The organism is Streptomyces paradoxus (genome assembly GCF_014202475.1).
Taxonomy (GTDB): domain Bacteria; phylum Actinomycetota; class Actinomycetes; order Streptomycetales; family Streptomycetaceae; genus Streptomyces; species Streptomyces paradoxus.
The window spans coordinates 705581-723955 of record NZ_JACHGV010000001.1 but is presented as its reverse complement, the minus strand read 5'-3'; the positions used below and the strand labels follow the sequence as shown (position 1 = coordinate 723955).

The following is an 18375-nucleotide window of genomic DNA, read 5'->3' as shown; positions in this document are numbered from 1 at the left end:
GAGGCGCGACGACGGCTCTGCGGCTGCGATGGACGGGTGAGAAGCTGGCGCCCCCTGTTCGTCCTCGGCACCGCTCAGTTCCTGATGGTGCTGGACACCTCCGTCATGAACGTGTCCATCAGCAAGCTGGTCGAGGACTTCGACACCGAGGTCACCGCCATCCAGGCGGTCATCACCCTGTACGCCCTGGTCATGGCGGCGTTCATGATGGTCGGCGGACGGCTCGGCGACGTCCTGGGCCGCCGGCGCATGTTCCTCCTGGGGCTGGCGGTCTACGGCACCGGCTCGGCCCTGACCGCCGTCGCGCCCAGTCTGTGGGTCCTCGCCCTGGGCTGGTCGGTCATCGAGGGGATCGGCGCCGCCATGGTCCTGCCCTCCATGGCGGCCCTCGTCGCCGAGTCCTACGGCGGACGGGACCGGGCCGTCGCCTACGGCGTGATAGGCGGCCTCGCCGGCGCCGGCATCGCGGTGGGCCCGCTGCTGGGCGGCTGGATGACGACGTACCTCACCTGGCGTCTGGTCTTCGCCGGCGAGGTCGTGGTCGTCGTGGCCGTACTGCTCTTGCACCGCGCGATCCCCCGGACGGCCCCGAGGGAACCGCGGCCCCGGCTCGACGCCGTGGGTGCGGTGCTCTCCGCCACCGGCCTCGGACTGGGCGTGCTCGGAGTGCTCCAGAGCAGCACCTGGGGCTGGGTGCAGCCGCGCAACCCGCCCTTCACCGTCCTGGGCTTCGCCCCCACCCTGTTCGTCGTCGGCGCAGGAGCGGTGGTCCTGTCCGTCTTCGTGCACTGGGAGCGGCGGCGGGACGCCCGGGGGGCCGACGCCCTGGTGCACCTGCCACTGCTGGGCAGACCGGTCCTGCGGTCCGGTCTGCTGATGCTCCTGAGCCAGAACCTCATCCTGCTGGGGCTGTTCTTCACGATCCCGCTGTACCTGCAGGTGGTGCAGGGCTTCGACGCGTTCGAGACCGGCCTGCGGCTGCTCCCTGTGTCCCTCACCATGCTCGCGGCCTCCCTGCTCGCCTCACGGCTCGGCCGGCTGGCGGGTCCGCGCCGGGTGGTGCGGCTGGCTCTGCTGACCCTCGCGGGAGCGATCGTGTGGCTGCTGGCGACGATCGACCCCGCCATCGACGACGCCCAGTTCGCCGGGGCCATGGCCCTGCTGGGCGTGGGCATGGGCCTGCTCGCCTCGCAGCTGGGCAACGTCGTCCAGTCGGGCGTCGGCGAGGAGGAGCGCAGTGAGGCGGGAGGGCTCCAGTTCACGGCCCAGAACCTGGGCTCCGCGCTGGGCACCGCGCTCATCGGATCGCTGCTCATCGGGGCCCTGGTGCACGCCTTCAGCACCCAGGTCGAGGCCGACCCCCGGCTGTCGGAGGAGGCCCGCAGACAGACCGGCGTGGCCCTGGAGGCCGGGGTCAGCTTCGTCTCCACGGGCCAGGTCCGTTCGGCGGCCGAACGGGCCGGTCTGCCGCCCGCGGAGGTCGAGGCGGTCACGGACTCCTACGCGTCGGCCCAGCTCGACGGGCTGAAGGCGGCCGTCCTCGCCACCGGTGGGATCACCGTCGCCAGTTTCCTGGTCACCTCGCATCTGCCGACCGCGGGGCAGCGCCCTGCGCGGCGCCCCGCCGGCGAAGGAGGGGTCTGATGGCCACGGACCGCGGTGCCGCACGCAGGGCACGGAGCGCGGAGCGCCGGGCCCACGCCGACTACACCGGCGGCGTCTACGGGGCCATGCTCGCCGCCTCCGTGGTGATCGGGGCCGGAACCCTGGGCGCGCTGCCCCGGCTGGAACTGGTGCTGCTGCTCGTGCTGACGGGCGGGGTGTTCTGGCTGGCGCACGTGCACGCGCAGCTGTTCGGAGCGCGGCTGGCGCAGCGGGCCGTCGACCGCGCGACCGTCCTGCACGTGTGCCGCGAGGAGTGGCCGATCGTGCAGGCCGCGGTCCCGCCCGCCGCCGCTGTCGCCGTCAGCCCCCTGCTCGGGCTGGACATACAGGGCGCCGTGTGGCTGGCGCTCGCCGTGGCCGTGGCGGAGCAGGTCGGCTGGTCGGTCGCCGCGGCGGTCCGGGCCGGTGCCTCCCGGGGGCAGCTGGCCGCCTCGGCGGCGGTGAACCTGCTGCTCGGTCTGCTGATCATCGCCTTCAAGTTCGTCGTGAAGCACTGACGCGCCCCGCGAGCCGGGCCGGAGGTTCACCTGCGCCGGGTGAGGGCGCACGGTTCGCCGGGGCGGACCATCGCTAGGGAAGGGCGTGCCTCACCCTCTCGGGCCGCCCGCGGGAGAGCAGCTCATGCGCTACGAGATCCGCATCGCCGGACAGATGTCGGAGACACTGGCCAAAGTCTTCCCGGAACTGGACCACGTGGTGGTGTCCGGGCAGACGCTGCTGTACGGCCCGGTCGTGGACGACGCCCACCTGTACGGGCTGCTGACCCGTTTCCAGTCGCTGGGGCTCAGGGTCGTGGAGATGCGCCAGTTGCCGGAGTGACCGGCTCACAGGAGGTACCGGCTCACGAGGCCGCCGTCCGGATCCTGCCGGACCGGGCGGCGGCGCCCAGCGCGGCGAAGTCCCGCTCGTTCCGGTCGGCGTAGGACTGCGCGAACGCGGTGAGCGCGCGGTCGAAGCCGTTCCCGCCGCCGAGGTACGCCCCGATGGCGATGGGGTCGCCCGAGCGGGCATGGGCCCTCGCCAGACTCGCCCCGCACAGCCCGGCGAACAGCCGCAGCAGGCCCGGGTCCATCGTGTCCGGCCGGGCGATGCCCTTCCAGTCGCGCAGCTGACGCACATAGAAGTCCCGCTCGTGCCCGTCGAGGCCCACGGCGTGCGTCCAGCCGAGGAGGATGTCGCTGGTCGTCTGGATCAGCCGCTGGCCCGCCACCACGCGGCGGCCCTCGTTGTCGTAGCGGATGCCGTCGGTGTGGTCGGCGAGTACCGACGCCTGTGCCTCCTTGGCCTGCAGCAGCAGCGGATCGTCGTCGTCCCGGCCGAGCAGGAGCACGATCCAGCAGCGGGTTCCGACGCTGCCGACGCCCACGACCTTGCGGGCGATGTCGACCAGCCGGTAGCGGCGCAGCAGATGCCGGCGCTCGGACGACAGGGTCCGCACGTATCCCTCCAGGACGGCGCGCAGCTCCTTCTCCTGCCCGTGCGGCGCGGAGTCGTCCACCAGGTCGCGCAGCGGCGTGATCAGGGGCGGGTCAGGGGCGATCCGCCGGCCTTCGTCCGTGACCCGGGTGAGTTTCGCGAAGGCCTGGAGGTGGGTGCGGGTCCTGGCCTTCGCCGTCGCCTCGGCGGTACGGCGCCTCGCCTCCTTGGTCATCGACGCGGCCATCAGTTCCCGCAGCCGGTCGGCGTCGTCCTGCGCGTACCAGATGTCCAGGGTGCGCATGCCCGCGAACTCCCGCATCCGCTGCCGGTAGGCCCGTACGCACGTCTCCACCACCCGGTTCTGCTCCTCGGCCTCGAAACCGTTGGCCCGGCCCGCGATGGCGAAACTGGTCGCGAGCCGCTTGACGTCCCACTCGAACGGCCCGGCCAGGGTCTCGTCGAAGTCGTTGATGTCGAACACCAGGTGGCGTTCCGGCGAGGCCAGCAGCCGGAAGTTCAGCAGATGGGCGTCGCCGCAGAGCTGCACCCGCAGTCCGGTGTCCGCGACGGCCCCGAGATCGGCCGCCATGACGGCCGCCGCGCCGCGGTAGAAGCGGAACGGGGATTCGAGCATGCGGGCGTAGCGGATCGGCACCAACTCCGGTATGCGGGTGGCCGACTGACGTTCCACCACCTCGACCGGGTCGAAGCGCTGTGGCCCGGCGTCGAAGAAGCCGTGGGACGAGCGGGGGACGTGCCGTCGCACGTTCCGGCCCTCGGCCGCCCGCTCGGCCGGGGACAGGTAGGTCGTGAGGGGGCCCGGTACGGTCATGGCTCAGTCCTCCGGCCGCGAGGTGAAGTCGTCCGAGGGCTCCCGTCCCCGACGGCGCAGCCCCGCCTGTACGGCACCGGCGAGGATCCGTGCGGCGACGCCCACCAGCAGCAGTCCGCCCGCCATCTGAATCATCGTCAGTACGCGTCCGGTCTGGGAACGGGCGGCGATGTCGCCGTACCCGACCGTGGTGAACGTGGTGAGCGTGAAGTACAGGGAGTCCGTCTTGGTCAGCGGTTCGCTGAAGGAACCCGGGGTGGAGTGCTCCAGCAGGTAGTAGGTGCCGGCGAAGAGCAGGAGGAAGAGGACCAGCGTGGCGGCCAGGGCCTCGACGGCCTTCAGCCGCGGGTAGGGCGAGTACGTGATGGCCCGCACCTCCCACCAGAAGACCACGACGCACAGCAGCAGCCCGCAGGCGAGCAGGACCGAGGTGCCGGTCGTGCTCCGCCCGTCCAGAGGCAGCAGGTAGTAGACGGTGACGAGACCGGTCGCGATGAGCACCGCACGCACGAGGACGGCGGCCCGCGCGCGTCGCCGCGGACCGTGCTGCCGCCGAAGCCGCTCCTGCTCCTCGTCCTGCTCCTGGTCCTGCTTCTGCCGCAGCCGGGGGGACGTGGTCCGGGCCAGCGCTGGATCGTTCATCTCGTGTCTCGTGCTCCCTGCCGTCAGATGGGGTCCTCACCACCTCACCGCGGCGGCGCGGGAGAGGGATCACCCGCCGGGGGTGATCCCGAGGCCGGCGGGGCACGCGACGCTGCTCGGCAAGGGCGTTCCCGCAGACCGGCGGATCGCCGGTGAGGAGGAGTCATGGCCACGTCACCGGGTCAGGGGCCACGTGCGGGAGCCGAGTACGAGCCCGCGGGGCCTGCGTACAGCACCGCGGGCGACCCCGCGCAGCTGCTGGCGGCCCTCGGACGGTCCTGGACGTGGATCCTCGCCTCGGCGGTGGCGACCCTCGTGCCGGGCATCCTGCTCCTGGTCTGGCCCGAGGCCACCCTGCACGTCGTGGCGGTGCTGATGGGCCTGTACCTGCTGGCGGCCGGAGCGTTCCGCTTCGTCGCGACCTTCGCCCGGCAGGAGCAGGGCCACCGCCTGCCCAGTCTGCTCCTGGCCGTGCTGTACGTGCTGGCCGGAGTGCTGTGCCTGCGGAACCCGCTGCAGACCATCACCGCGCTGTCGCTGATCGTCGGCCTCGTCTGGCTGGTGTCCGGCATCCTCACCCTCTACACCGCCCTCGCCGCCCGGGACCTGCCGCACCGCGGCTTCGTCCTGGGCGCCGCGGTGCTGGGCATCGTCGCGGGCATCGTGGTGCTCGCCCTGCCCGCGGAGTCGGCCCGCGCGCTGACCCGGCTGCTCGGCCTGTGGCTCGTCCTGCTCGGACTGGCCGAGGCGGGGCTCGCGTTCGCCTGGCGGGCCGCGCTGCGCGGAACGTCCACGGCCGTTCCGCACGGCCCCACCGGGAATGCCTGAGCCAGGCGGGACACCCGACGACGGCGACCGCCGTCACCGCATGCAAGGAGCAGCCATGGCCCCCACCGACGGTCCCGTCCCGTCACCTCCCGGCGAGGGGAATGAGGGGTCGGGGCGCTTCCTGAGCACGGAAGAAGACGCCGAGTACGAGCGGCTGCGCCGGAACGCAGGCGTACGGCACCGCCGGCTGCGCTACTCCGGCGCCGGCGTGCTGCTCGTCCTGGCCCTGCTGCTCGCGCCGCTGTCGGTCGTCGCCACCTGGGTGGACGACCAGGTCTCCGACACGGGCCGGTACGTGCAGACCGTGGCACCGCTCGCCTCGGACCCGGCGGTCCAGGACGTGGTGACCGACCGGCTGACCGACCGCGTGGTGGCCCAGGTGGATGTCGAGGCGGTGACGGACGCGCTCACGCGGACGCTGGCGGACGCCGGGGCACCGCCGCGCGTGGTGGAGGCGTCCGAGTCCCTCGCCGGGCCCCTGCGCTCCGCCGTCCGCGACGTCGTGGACCGGACCATCAGCCGCGTCGTGACCAGCGATGTCTTCGCGCAGGTGTGGGAGGGCGCCAACACGCGGGCGCACGCCGCCGTGGTGAGCATGCTCACCGGAGAGCGCGAGGGCGCGCTCCGCGCCGAGGGCGACACCGTGCAACTCGACCTCGGCCAGGTGGTCGACGAGGTGCGACAGCGTCTCGTCGACGCGGGCTTCGACAAGGCCGCGGCCATCCCGGACACCGACCGGACCATCACGCTGTTCCAGGCCGAGGAACTGGGCAAAGCGAAGGACGCGATGAGGCTGCTGGACACCATGGGTACCTGGCTGCCCGTGCTGACGGTCGCCCTGGCAGCCCTCGCCGTGTGGACCGCTCCCCGGCACCGGCGCATGCTGCTGGTCACGGCTGTCGGCGTCGGCGTGATGATGATCGTGTTCCTGGTGGCGCTCGCCCTCCTGCGGCGGGTCTACCTGGACGCCGTGCCGAGCGCGACGCTGCCGCCGGACGCCGCCGCGGCGATCTACGACACCTTCGTCCGCTTCCTGCGCGACAGCACCCGCACCCTGCTCGTGGTGGCCGTGATCACCGCACTGGCCGCCTACCTCTACGGCCCCGGGCGCGGGGCCCGGGCCGTCCGGAACCTCGCCCGCCGGGGCACCTCGGCCGCCGGCCGGGGCCTGTCCCGTGCCGGGCTGCGCACCGGATCCGCCGGCCTCGCCCTGGCGGAGCACCGCTCGTGGACCACCGGCATCGTCATCGGCGCGGGCGTGCTGGCCCTCGTCCTGTGGAACCACCCCACGGCCGGCGCGGTCGCGCTCGTGGCAGGCCTGGTCGTCGTCGTGCTGATCGTCCTGGAGACGCTCGCCGCTGCCGCACTGGGCGCGGATACCACGCGGACGGGCCCGGCCGCGGCTCCATGAGTCATGTCCGGCACCGCCGCCCCGGATCCGCCGTCCCGCAGGTCGAGGGCCGAGCGGATCTCGGCGCACCTGAGGTCCGGCCCCGCGGCCCGGCTGCTGCCCCGGCTGGTCGCGCTCAACATCGTGGAAGGGGCGGTCCGGCTGGCCGCCCAGGCCTTCCTCGCCGCGCTGCCCCTGCTGATGACGGTGGCGGCGTTCGCACCCGACGGCGTACAGGACCTGCTGGCCGACGCGCTCCAGGAGCTGCTCGGGGTCCGGGGCGACACGCTGGAGGAGGTGCGGCGCGCCTTCGAGGCGACCGGACCCACCGCGAACACGGTCGGGGCCGTGGGCTTGCTGGTCACGCTCGCTTCGGCGACCGCCTTCAGCCGGGCGCTCCAGGCGGTGTGCCAGCGGTGCTGGAACCTGCCCCGGGCCCCGCTGCGGGAGGCGGCCTGGCGCTGGCCGCTGTGGCTGCTGGTCTGGCTCGTCTACCTGCTCCTCCAGGCGCCGATGCGCGGCGGCTTCGGCGTCGGCCCGGTTCTCGGAGCGGTGCTGTCCCTGCTCGGGGCGACGCTGCTGTGGTGGTGGTCGCAGCACCTGCTGCTGGGCGCCAGGGTCGGCTGGAGCGAGCTGCTGCCGGGAGCGGTCCTGGCGGGGACGGGGACGGTCGGGCTCAGCTGGGCGGCCCGTCTGCTGATGCCCACGGCCATGGACCGCAGCCTGGAGGCGTTCGGCCTGCTGGGACCGGTGTTCACCTTCCTGTCGTGGCTGATCGCGGTCTTCCTGGTAGCCGTCTCGGGGCTGGCACTCGGCGAGACGGTGGCCACGTCCGCCTGGTACCGCAGGGCTATCGGCACCCGTGGCCGGCCGCGCGGCGGCCGCACGATCACCCGCTCCGGGTGAGGCAGCCGTCCCGGACCGCGACCACGCTGAGAACGGCACATAAGGCTGCCGGGCCCCCGCCCGGGACGGAGGAGTGACATGAGTGCGCAGACCTACCTGGCGTACGACTTTCCACTGCTGAGCGCCTTCTGGGCGATGCTGTGGTTCTTCCTGTGGATCATGTGGTTCGTGCTGCTCTTCCGGATCGTCTTCGACATCTTCCGCGACGACTCCCTGAGCGGCTGGGCCAAGACGGGCTGGCTGGTGTTCTGCATCGTCCTGCCCTTCCTCGGGGTGTTCGTCTACGTCATCGCCCGCGGCAAGAACATGGGACGCAGGGAGATCGCACACGCCCGCGAGCAGCAGGAGGCCATGGACAGCTACATACGGCAGACCGCCCGGGGCGGCGACGACCGGACGAGCAGCGTCGACGAACTCGCCAGGCTGTCCGAGATCCGCGCCCGCGGTGACATCACCGACGAGGAGTTCCGCAAGGCCAAGCACCTGGTCCTGAGCGGCTCCGGCGCGTCGGCATCCTCGCCGCACGCCACCTCCACCTCCGGTCGCTGACCGCGCCGGACGCCACAGAAACGAGGCAGCAGATGGCAGCCACACACCCTACGCACGGGCACAGGACGGCGAAGCACAACTTGGCCACGGGCATGATGGTCTTCGCGGCCGTCATGCTCATGATCGCCGGGATCCTCGCCGTGCTGCGCGGCATCGCAGCCATCGCCGAGGACGAGGTCTTCGTCTCGACCCCCAACTACGTCTTCGCGTTCGACCTCACCGGCTGGGGCTGGATCCACCTCATCCTGGGTGTGGTCGCCGTGCTCGTCAGCATGGGTCTGTTCCAGGGGTCGGGCTGGGCGCGCGTCACCGGCGTGGGCATCGCCGGACTCGTCATCATCGCCAACTTCCTCTCCCTGCCCGCCTACCCGGTCTGGTCCGTGGTCATGATCGCGATGTCCGCGTTCATCATCTGGGCCCTGTGCACCCCACGCAGGGGTGACGCCTGAGCCGTCGCGGCTCAGACCCGCCTGCGGACCAGCAGCAGGGCCACGTCGTCGTCCGGTTCGGGACTCAGCGCGCTGAGCAGACTGTCGCTCGCGCGCTGCAGGCTGGGCCCCGCGCTGCCGAGCAGGCGGGTCAGCGTGTCGAGGCCCGTGTCGATCGGCTCCGAGCGGTTCTCCACCAGCCCGTCCGTGTAGAGGGCGAGCAGGGAGCCCGGGGCGAGCTCCACCTCCACCGTGCCGAACCCCACGCCGCCGACCCCGAGCGGCACACCGCCCGGCACGTCGAGGAGCTTCGCGCTGCCGTCCGCCCCGGCGAGCACCGGCGGCAGATGCCCGGCGCTGGACAGCTCGCAGGTGCCGCGCTCCAGGTCGCACACCGCGTACACGCACGTGGCGATCGCGTCGCCGAGCGAGCCGGCGATGTCGTCGAGGTGGCGCAGCAGCTCGGCCGGCGGCAGGTCCAGCCGGGCCAGCGCCCGGGTCGCGGTGCTGAGCTGCCCCATGATCGCCGCGGCCTGGACGCCCTTGCCCATGACGTCCCCGACGATCAGCCCGGTGCGCCCCGGGCCCAGCGGCAGGACGTCGTACCAGTCGCCGCCGACCTCGCTGAGGGCCGGGCGGTAGCGGGCGGCGATGTCCAGCCCCTCCCGCTCGGCGGGCGTGCTCGGCAGCAGGCTGCGCTGCAGGGTCAGGGCGGTGCCGCGCTCGCGGCCGTAGAGGCGGGCGTTGTCGATGCAGATCGCGGCCCGGGCGGCGAGTTCGGAGGCCAGCACCCGGTCCCGGTCGTCGAAGGGGCGCTCGTTGACCGTGCGGTACAGCGAGAGCGTGCCGAGCACCTTGCCCCGGGCCACCAGCGGCAGCGCCAGGTAGGAGTGGGCACCGGCCTCGTGCAGGGCCAAGGCGGCCCGTGAGTCCCTTGCCAGACGCCGGAGCATCTTGCCGTCCACGCGCTCGACCAGGACCGGGCGGGCGCTGCGCACGACCTGCGTGATGACCCGCGACGAGCCGTACGTGGCCAGTTCGCCCACCGGGTCGGCGGCGTGGATGGCGTCGGTGGGGTAGCCGGCCGCGACGGCCAGAGCCCGGAACTCGGCCGGGGCGCCGCCCGACACCGGCGTGATGGTGCCGCTGGCCACGACCGACTCCAGGACGTCCACGGCGGCCAGGTCCGCCAGATGCGGCACGACCACGTCGGCCAGCTCCCGGGCGGTCTGCTGGAGGTCCAGCGTGGTGCCGATCTTCATGCCCGCGTCGGCGATCACCGACAGGTGCTGGCGTGCCTGCGCGACCTCCGCCGCGGCCTGCTGGCGCTCGGTGACGTCCAGCACGGCCATCGCGAGCCCGAGCACCCGGCCGTCGGTGTCCTCGATGCGGTGGTACGACTCCGAGTAGGCGCGGTCCTGGACGTCCGCCGCCGTACGCCCGACGGTCTGCTGGTCGAGCAGGGGTCTGCCGGTCTCCAGGACGTGCCGCATCCGGGCCTCGATGGCCGCCACGTCCAGATCCGGCAGCACCTCACCCACCCGGCGCCCCAGGACGGCCTCCTCGGGCACGCCGTTGATCCGCTCCAGCGCGGGATTGACGCCGACCCAGCGCAGGTCGTTGTCGAAGACGGCGATGCCGAGCGGGGTCTGGTTCACGAGGCTGTGCGAGAGGGCGAGGTCGCGCTCCACCTGCCGTACGGTCGTCGCGTCCGTGGCCAGTCCCAGCAGGTGGGGCTGCCCCTCGGGGTCGAGGAGGCGCATCGTACGGAACTCCACGGCGCGTTCCGTGCCGTCGCGGTGCCGCAGCGGGAAGACACCGGCCCACCGGGCACCTGTGCTGACCTGGGCGAACAGCTCCCTGCCGCGGGGCCGGTTCTCGGGGGAGACCAGGAGGGTGTCGGCGCGCTGCCGCAGGGCCTCCGCCGCGGTCCAGCCGAGCAGTTGCTCGATCTCGGGACTCCACAACGCGATGCGCCCGCCCGCGTCCAGGACCACGGCCGCGACCTTCAGCAGGTCCAGCAACCCGCCGGGCGCGGCCGTGACGGCGTCGCGGTCCGAGGTCGCATACCCGTTCATGCGAGCCGCTCCTTCCGGCGCGGCAAAGGTACCGCCATGATCTGCTGCTCTGGCTGTCCGATGAGGTCACATTACGGTCGGAGGAGCGGCACTGTCGCGCCGAAATGACAAAAAACCGCGGGTAGGTGCCCGCGACGGGAGGGAGCGGGATCGTGGCTGACTGGATACTGCGGGAGAGCCTGGTCACCGGGTCGGGGACCGTGCGCTGGGACCGCCTCGGCGACCCCGGCGCAGAGCCGGTGGTGCTGCTGCACGGGACGCCCTTCTCCTCGTATGTGTGGCACGAGATCGCGCCCGCCCTCGCCGCCGCCGGGCACCGCGTACATGTGTGGGACATGGCGGGCTACGGCACCTCCGGCATGCACGCCGGCCAGGACGTCTCCCTGGGCGCCCAGGGCCGGATCTTCGCCGAGCTGCTCGCGCACTGGGGCCTGGAGGAGCCGGCGGTCGTCGCGCACGACTTCGGGGGGTGCGTGGCCCTGCGCGCCCATCTGCTGCACGGGGCCCGCTACCGGCGGCTCGCGCTGGTCGACCCGGTGGCGCTGAGGCCCTGGGGCTCCCCCTTCTTCCGGCTGGTCGGAGAGCACAGCCGGGTCTTCGAGCAGCTCCCGGCGGCGCTGCACGAGGCCCTGGTGCGCGAGTACGTCTCCTCCGCGAGCCACCCCGGCCTGCGTCCCGCCACCCTCGACGCCCTGGTCGGGCCCTGGACAGGGGAGGAGGGCCAGGCCGCCTTCTACCGGCAGATCGCGCAGGCCGACCAGCGCTACACCGACGAGATCCAGCCGCTCTACCCGACCATCGACCTGCCCGTCACGGTGTGCTGGGGCACCGAGGACACCTGGATCCCGTTCGCCAGGGGGCAGGAACTCGCCGCCCTGATCCCGGGAGCCCGGCTGGTGCCCGTCCCGGAGGCCGGTCACCTCGTCCCGCTGGACGCGCCCGCCCGGCTGACGGGCGAGTTGCTGGTGTTCCTCACGTCCTGAGAGCCGTCCGACCCCGGGGAACCCCTCAGGACCGCACAAAGTCCGACGGGGTCATTGCTTCGTTTGTGTTCGAGTCCTAGGGTGTGCCTGCTCAGCAGTTGCTCCGCCACCGTCAGTTGCACGGGTCCCAACAGAAACACCCATCGTAGGTGGGCAGTTGGGACTCCCGTCTGACGTGCCCTCAGTCCGTGCAGCACCCTGTCGAACCGAGGAAGGCCACGGTCATGCCGCACCCCCACTCGCACCCTTCTCCCGCCGACCGGCCGGTCGTCAGCCGCCGCCGACTGCTGGAGGGGGGAGCCGCCGTGCTCGGCGCGCTCGCCCTGTCCGCGTCGTCCGTCGCGGCACACGCCGCCGCCCGGCGCCCGGCGGCGGACGGCCCTCCCGAGTGGAACGACGGCCTGAGCGTGTACCGGGTGGGCACCGAGCCGCCGCACACCACCCTCATGCCCTACGGGGACCTCGGGCAGGCCCTGAGGGGCGACCGCGAGCGCTCGCCGTACCGGCTGAGCCTCGACGGCACCTGGAAGTTCGCCTACGTGGACCGCCCCGACGACCGGGACACCGACTTCCACCGCACCGACCTCGACGACTCCGGCTGGGACACCATCCCGGTGCCCTCGGCCTGGCAGCTGCACGGCTACGACGTCCCGATCTACGTCAACATCACCTACCCCTGGTGGGGCCCCAACGGCCGTGGCGAGGAAGCCCAGCCGCCGGCCGCCCCGACCCGCTACAACCCCGTCGGCCAGTACCGCCGCACCTTCACCGTGCCCGGCAACTGGCGGGGCCGGCGCACCTTCCTGCACTTCGAGGGCGTCAAGTCCGCCCACTACGTGTGGATCAACGGCGAGCTGGTGGGCTACCACGAGGACTCCTACACCTCCGCCGAGTACGACATCACCCCCCACCTGAAGCCGGGCACCAACCAGATCGCCGTCGAGGTGTACCGCTACTCCGACGCTGAGTGGCTGGAGGACCAGGACATGATCCGGCTGAGCGGCATCTTCCGCTCGGTCCACCTGTACTCCACGCCCAGCGTGCACCTGCGCGACTTCAAGCTGGACACCCCGCTCGGCGACGGCTACACCTCCGCCGAGCTCAAAGTCACCGCGCACGTGCGCGACTACGGCGGCGAGGGCGCGGGCCGCTACACCGTCGAGACCCAGCTCTACGACGCGCGCGGCCACGCGGTCTGGTCCCGGCCCCTGAACCGTTCCGCCGACGTCCCCGACGGCGACGAGGTGACGGTCGAGGCGTCCAGAGCCGTCCCCGCGCCGAAGCTGTGGTCGGCCGAGCACCCGGACCTCTACACCGCCGTGCTCCGCCTGCGCGACCCCGCGGGCAAGGTGGTGGAGACCCTCTCGCACCGGGTCGGCTTCCGCGAATTCGCGCTGAAGGACGGCCTGATGCGCATCAACGGCAAGCCGGTCTCCTTCCGCGGCACCAACCGCCACGAGATGCACCCCGTCACCGGCTCGGCACTCACCCGCGCGCAGATGGTCGAGGACATCGAGATCATCAAGCGCCTCAACATCAACAGCGTCCGCACCTCGCACTACCCCAACAACCCGCTGTGGCTCGAACTCGCCGACGAGTACGGCCTGTACCTCGTGGACGAGACCAACCTCGAGACCCACGGCATCCGCGACAAGTTCCCCGGCAGCGGCCACCCCGAGTGGACCGAGGCGTGCGTGGTCCGCGCCCAGAACATGGTCCACCGCGACAAGAACCACGCCAGCGTGGTCATCTGGTCCCTCGGCAACGAGGCGGGCGGCGGCACCACCTTCAACGCCATGCACGACTGGATCCGCTCCTACGACCCCACCCGCGTCATCCAGTACGAGGGCGACGACCGCCCCGGCATCAGCGACATCCGCTCCGAGATGTACGACAGCCCGCAACGGGTCGAGCAGCGCGCCAAGGACACGAGCGACACCCGGCCGTACGTGATGATCGAGTACTCCCACGGCATGGGCAACTCCAACGGCAACTTCAAGAAGTACTGGGACATCGTCCGCCGCTACGACGTCCTCCAGGGCGGCTGGATCTGGGACTTCGTCGACCAGGCCCTGAGCTGGCCCACCCCCACGCGCAAGCTGCTGACCGAGTCCGGCCCGGGCGCGCTGCGCGGCGAGATCATGGCACCCGCCGCGACCTTCGACCGCGCCAAGGGCGTCTCGGGCGGCACCGTCTTCCCCCGCGACACCCGCCTCGACCTCACCGGCTCCCTGACCCTTGAGGCCTGGGTCACCCCGGACGTCACCGGCGGCCATCAGCCCGTCATCGCCAAGGGCGACACCCAGTACGCCCTCAAGCAGACCGACAAGAACCTGGAGTTCTTCATCCACGGCGGCGGTCAGTGGGTCACCGCGAGCTGGGCCCTGCCCGACGGCTGGACCGGCAAGGAGCACCACGTCGCCGGCGTCTTCGACGCGGATGCGGGCACGCTCACCCTGTACGTCGACGGCCAGGTGCGCGGCACCCGGACCACCACCCGCCGCCCCGGCGTGAACACCGCGTCGCTGTCGCTCGCCACCGACATCGACAACCCGACCCGGGAGTTCAGCGGCACCATCCGCCGCGCCCGCGTGTACGCCCGCGCCCTGAGCGCGGCGGAACTGGCCTCGGACACCCGCAAGCCCGACGACGAGGGCGTGCGCTTCTGGTTCGACGCGGCCACCGCCGGCCTCACCGAGAAGCGCCCGCGCGACAAGACGTTCTACGCGTACGGCGGCGACTGGGGCGACAACCCCAACGACGGTGCCTTCTCCGGCGACGGCATCGTCCTGCCCGACCGCAGCCTCACCGGCAAGTCCGCCGAGGTCAAGCAGATCTACCAGGCCGTCGACGCCACCCCGGCTTCGGGCGGCCCCGGAGCCGTCACGCTCACCAACGAGTACCTGTTCACCAACCTCCGTGAGTTCGACGGCCGTTGGTCCCTCGTCGCCGACGGCAAGGTCGTCCAGCGCGGCCGGCTGACCCGCGACCAGCTGAACGTCGCCCCGCTCAGCAGCAAGGACATCAAGGTTCCGGTGCGGCTCCCGGCGAAGCCCGGACCCGGCACGGAGTACTTCCTCCAGCTCTCCTTCACCACCAGGGAAGCCACCCGGTGGGCCAAGGCCGGCTTCGAGGTGGCCAAGCGGCAACTCGCGCTCGACGCGGGCAGCCCGGCCGTGAAGCCCGCGCCGCTGAGCAGCGTGCCCGCCCTCAGCCACACCGACGGGGACGAGAGCGTCACCGTGAAGGGCAGGGGCTTCGCCGTCACCGTCGACAAGGGCACCGGAACCATCACCTCCTACGAGGCGGGCGGCACCCGGCTCATCACCTCCGGACCCGTCCCGAACTTCTGGCGGGCGCCCACCGACAACGACCGCGGCAACGGCCAGCACACCCGCAACCAGACGTGGCGCGACGCCGGAGCGAAGCGGAAGGTGACCGACGTACGGGTACGGCCCCTCGACGACCGGGCCGTCGAGGTCACCGTCACCGGCACGCTGCCCACCGCCACCGAGTCGACGTACAGCACGACGTACACGGTCTTCGGCAACGGCGAGATCAAGGTCGGCAACACCCTGCACCCGGGGGCGGCGAACCTGCCGTACATCCCGGAGGTCGGCACCCTGCTGTTCCTGCCGCGGGGCCTGGACCGGCTGCACTACTACGGCCGGGGTCCCGAGGAGAACATGTGGGACCGCAACAACGCCACCGACGTGGGCCTGTACTCCGGCACCGTCTCCGGGCAGTGGACCCCGTACCTGCGGCCCCAGGAGAACGGCAACAAGACCGACGTCCGCTGGGCGGCGCTGACCGACGGCAGGGGACGCGGACTGCTCGTGTCCGGTGAGCCGCTGCTGGAGGTCAACGCCTCGCACTTCACCCCCGAGGACCTGTCCGTCGGCGCTCGCCACGACTACCAGCTCACCCCGCGGGACGCGGTGGTCCTGCGGGTCAACCACCGTCAGATGGGCGTGGGCGGCGACAACAGCTGGGGCGCGCACACCCACGACGAGTTCAAGCTGCTCGCGGGCCGCGACTACGCGTACACCTACCGGCTGCGTCCGCTCACGCGCGTGAGTGAGGCGATGGAGGCCTCGCGACGGCCGACCGGCACCGCGTAGACCGGGTCGGCGGCGCCGCCTCAGTCGGCGGCGTCGCTGATGCCCAGCCGCAGATGCTCCACGTGGTACACGGCCTGGTCGAGCAGCTCGGCGACATGGTGGTCGTGCAGCGCGTACACCACCGAACGGCCCCGCCGCTCGCCCACGACCAGGCCCAGATTGCGCAGCAGCCGCAGCTGGTGCGAGCAGGCCGACTGCTCCATGCCCACCTCGGCGGCCAACTCCGTGGCCGGCAGCGGACCTTCGCGCAGCCGAGCCAGGATCAGCAGCCGGGAGGGCGTGGACAGGGCCTGGAGCGTGGTGGCGACCTTCGCGACGTTGTCCGCGTCCAGGCGCACGCGCTCGCCGGCGTCCTGCACGGGGGTGACGGCTCCATGACCCATGACGTCATCCTAGCGGCCCCACGCGAACATATGAATGAATCTTCAACTGTACCCGTGGGGCCGTTCCGAGCCGGCACGTCCATGTCGGATTCTCGCCAGCCCCGCGCCGCCCGGTGCCGGATGCTGGAGCCATGCAGATGGGGATGCACACCGACACCGAGCGCTGCGTGCGCGCCGTCCGGTCCAAGGACGCACGCTTCGACGGCTGGTTCTTCACGGCCGTCCTGACCACCGGCATCTACTGCCGTCCCAGCTGCCCGGTGGTGCCGCCCAAACCGGAGAACATGGTCTTCCACCCGAGCGCGGCGGCCTGTCAGCAGGCCGGGTTCCGGGCCTGCAAACGGTGCCGGCCCGACACCAGCCCCGGCTCCCCGGAGTGGAACCAGCGCGCCGACCTCGTGGCCCGTGCCATGCGGCTGATCGCCGACGGGGTCGTCGACCGCGAGGGCGTGCCCGGTCTCGCCGGCCGGCTCGGCTACAGCACCCGGCAGGTCGAGCGGCAGCTCTCCGCCGAGCTGGGCGCGGGCCCGCTCGCGCTCGCCCGCGCGCAACGCGCCCAGACGGCCCGGCTGCTCATCGAGACGACCGCACTGCCCATGGCGCAGATCGCCTTCGCCGCCGGCTTCGCCTCCATCCGGACCTTCAACGACACGGTCCGCGAGGTCTTCGCCCTGCCCCCCGGCGAACTGCGCGCCCGCGCCCCGAAACGGCAGGGCGCGAGCGCCCCCGGCGCCCTGTCGCTGCGGCTGCCGTTCCGAGCCCCGCTCAACCCCGACAACCTCTTCGGCCACCTCGCCGCGACCGCCGTACCCGGCGTGGAGGAGTGGCGCGACGGCTCCTACCGCCGCACCCTGCGCCTCCCGTACGGCCATGGCATCGTGGCCCTCACCCCCGAGCCGGACCACATCGCCTGCCGTCTCACCCTCAGCGACCTGCGCGATCTGACCGTCGCCATCAGCCGCTGCCGCCGGCTGCTCGACCTGGACGCCGACCCCGTCGCGATCGACGACCAGCTCCGCGCGGACCCGGTGCTGGCGCCGCTGGTCGACAAGGCGCCCGGCCGGCGCGTGCCGCGCACCGTCGACGAGGCCGAGTTCGCCGTCCGGGCCGTGCTCGGCCAGCAGGTCTCCACCGCCGCCGCCCGCACCCACGCGGCCCGTCTGGTCAGCGCGTACGGCGAACCGGTCGAGGACCCCGAGGGCGGCCTCACCCACCTCTTCCCGGCCCCCGAGGCGCTCGCGGCGCTCGACCCCGAGACGCTCGCGATGCCGCGCACCCGCCGCACGACCTTCACCACCCTGGTCCGCGCCCTCGCCGACGGGGACCTCCACCTCGGTGTGGAGAGTGACTGGCCCCGCACCCGCGACCGGCTCCTCGCCCTGCCCGGCTTCGGCCCCTGGACGGTGGACGTCATCGCCATGCGCGCCCTCGGCGACCCCGACGCCTTCCTCCCCACCGACCTCGGCATCCGCCGCGCGGCCCGCGAACTGGGCCTGCCGTTCACTCCCGCCGCCCTCACCGCACGCGCCGGGGCCTGGCGCCCCTGGCGGGCCTACGCGGTCCAGTACCTCTGGGCGACCGACAGCCACCCGATCAACTTCCTTCCGGTATAGGGACGTCCGATGAAGCAGCACACCGTGACCGACAGCCCCTACGGCCCCCTCACCCTCGTCGCCGACGACGGTGTCCTGTGCGGCCTGTACATGACCGACCAGCGCCACCGCCCGCCCGAGGAGACCTTCGGAACCCGCGACGACACCCTCTTCGCCGAGACGGAGGAGCAGCTGAAGGCCTACTTCGCGGGCGAGCTGAAGGAGTTCACGGTCGAACTCCGGCTGAACGGCACCCCGTTCCAGCGCACGGTCTGGGACGCACTGCGCCGCATCCCGTACGGCGAGACCCGCACCTACGGTCAGCTGGCCGGCCTCCTCGGCGCCCCCACCGCCTCCCGCGCGGTCGGCCTCGCCAACGGCCGCAATCCCATCGGCGTCATCGTGCCGTGCCATCGGGTGATCGGGGCGAACGGGAGCCTGACGGGCTACGGCGGCGGCCTGGAGCGCAAGCAGCGTCTGCTGGACTTCGAACGCGGAGCCTCGCTCTTCTGACGCCGCGACTCACCTCCCGCGGCTCGTCAAATTTGACTAGACTGGC

At 72.3% G+C, this 18375-nt stretch carries 16 protein-coding genes; 12 read left to right on the top strand and 4 right to left on the bottom strand.

Annotated elements, in window-relative coordinates; genetic code table 11:
• Positions 1-36 precede the first annotated feature (36 nt).
• The 3 genes from HNR57_RS03270 to HNR57_RS03260 all read left to right on the top strand — a co-directional run bounded on the left by HNR57_RS03270 (position 37) and on the right by HNR57_RS03260 (position 2484).
• Positions 37-1644 carry an MFS transporter gene (locus tag HNR57_RS03270; protein ID WP_184555533.1) on the top strand — a complete coding sequence of 536 codons (1608 nt, stop codon included), beginning with the start codon at positions 37-39 and terminating at the stop codon, positions 1642-1644.
• Positions 1644-2162 (top strand): hypothetical protein, encoded by a 519-nt coding sequence (locus tag HNR57_RS03265; protein WP_184555530.1) that lies wholly within the window; start codon positions 1644-1646, stop codon positions 2160-2162. Before HNR57_RS03270 ends, HNR57_RS03265 begins: the two co-directional genes overlap by 1 nt.
• 124 nt (positions 2163-2286) lie before the next feature.
• A complete protein-coding gene (locus HNR57_RS03260; RefSeq protein WP_184556564.1) occupies positions 2287-2484 on the top strand; it encodes a DUF8691 family protein in 198 nt (65 codons plus the stop codon).
• Positions 2485-2506: 22 nt separating this feature from the next.
• Here HNR57_RS03260 and HNR57_RS03255 read toward each other — a convergent pair whose 3' ends face one another.
• On the bottom strand, positions 2507-3916 hold the full coding sequence (locus tag HNR57_RS03255; RefSeq protein ID WP_184555527.1) for a DUF2252 domain-containing protein: 1410 nt from the start codon (positions 3914-3916) through the stop codon (positions 2507-2509).
• Between the two features lie 3 nt (positions 3917-3919).
• Positions 3920-4558: a potassium channel family protein gene (locus HNR57_RS03250; protein WP_184555523.1), complete on the bottom strand. Its 639-nt coding sequence runs from the start codon at positions 4556-4558 to the stop codon at positions 3920-3922.
• A gap of 165 nt (positions 4559-4723) precedes the next feature.
• Here HNR57_RS03250 and HNR57_RS03245 point away from each other — a divergent pair, with 165 nt between their 5' ends.
• From HNR57_RS03245 to HNR57_RS03225, 5 genes are all read left to right on the top strand, one after another.
• On the top strand, positions 4724-5386 hold the full coding sequence (locus HNR57_RS03245) for an HdeD family acid-resistance protein (protein WP_184555521.1): 663 nt from the start codon (positions 4724-4726) through the stop codon (positions 5384-5386).
• Between the two features lie 55 nt (positions 5387-5441).
• Positions 5442-6797, top strand: a complete 1356-nt coding sequence (locus HNR57_RS03240) for a hypothetical protein (RefSeq protein ID WP_184555519.1) — start codon at positions 5442-5444, stop codon at positions 6795-6797.
• 3 nt (positions 6798-6800) lie between these two features.
• Positions 6801-7682: a YhjD/YihY/BrkB family envelope integrity protein gene (locus HNR57_RS03235; protein WP_184555517.1), complete on the top strand. Its 882-nt coding sequence runs from the start codon at positions 6801-6803 to the stop codon at positions 7680-7682.
• A 78-nt stretch (positions 7683-7760) separates the two neighbouring features.
• Positions 7761-8231 carry an SHOCT domain-containing protein gene (locus HNR57_RS03230; protein ID WP_184555515.1) on the top strand — a complete coding sequence of 157 codons (471 nt, stop codon included), beginning with the start codon at positions 7761-7763 and terminating at the stop codon, positions 8229-8231.
• 32 nt (positions 8232-8263) lie between these two features.
• Positions 8264-8680, top strand: coding sequence for a DUF7144 family membrane protein (locus HNR57_RS03225; protein WP_184555513.1), 417 nt, complete (start codon positions 8264-8266; stop codon positions 8678-8680).
• Between the two features lie 11 nt (positions 8681-8691).
• On the opposite strand, the gene HNR57_RS03220 is transcribed toward HNR57_RS03225, so the two are convergent.
• Complete coding sequence (locus HNR57_RS03220) at positions 8692-10737, bottom strand: SpoIIE family protein phosphatase (protein WP_184555511.1); 2046 nt, start codon at positions 10735-10737, stop codon at positions 8692-8694.
• A gap of 152 nt (positions 10738-10889) precedes the next feature.
• Here HNR57_RS03220 and HNR57_RS03215 point away from each other — a divergent pair, with 152 nt between their 5' ends.
• Positions 10890-11720: an alpha/beta fold hydrolase gene (locus HNR57_RS03215; protein WP_184555508.1), complete on the top strand. Its 831-nt coding sequence runs from the start codon at positions 10890-10892 to the stop codon at positions 11718-11720.
• A gap of 224 nt (positions 11721-11944) precedes the next feature.
• Entirely contained in the window at positions 11945-15841 is a 3897-nt protein-coding gene (locus HNR57_RS03210; protein ID WP_184555505.1) for a glycoside hydrolase family 2 TIM barrel-domain containing protein, read from the top strand.
• 20 nt (positions 15842-15861) lie between these two features.
• Here HNR57_RS03210 and HNR57_RS03205 read toward each other — a convergent pair whose 3' ends face one another.
• Positions 15862-16224 (bottom strand): ArsR/SmtB family transcription factor, encoded by a 363-nt coding sequence (locus tag HNR57_RS03205; protein ID WP_033309205.1) that lies wholly within the window; start codon positions 16222-16224, stop codon positions 15862-15864.
• A 131-nt stretch (positions 16225-16355) separates the two neighbouring features.
• On the opposite strand from HNR57_RS03205, the gene HNR57_RS03200 reads away from it, so the two are divergent.
• Both HNR57_RS03200 and HNR57_RS03195 read left to right on the top strand, forming a co-directional pair.
• Positions 16356-17837, top strand: coding sequence for an AlkA N-terminal domain-containing protein (locus HNR57_RS03200; protein ID WP_281403861.1), 1482 nt, complete (start codon positions 16356-16358; stop codon positions 17835-17837).
• Positions 17838-17846: 9 nt separating this feature from the next.
• On the top strand, positions 17847-18329 hold the full coding sequence (locus tag HNR57_RS03195) for a methylated-DNA--[protein]-cysteine S-methyltransferase (RefSeq protein ID WP_184555502.1): 483 nt from the start codon (positions 17847-17849) through the stop codon (positions 18327-18329).
• Positions 18330-18375 lie beyond the last annotated feature (46 nt).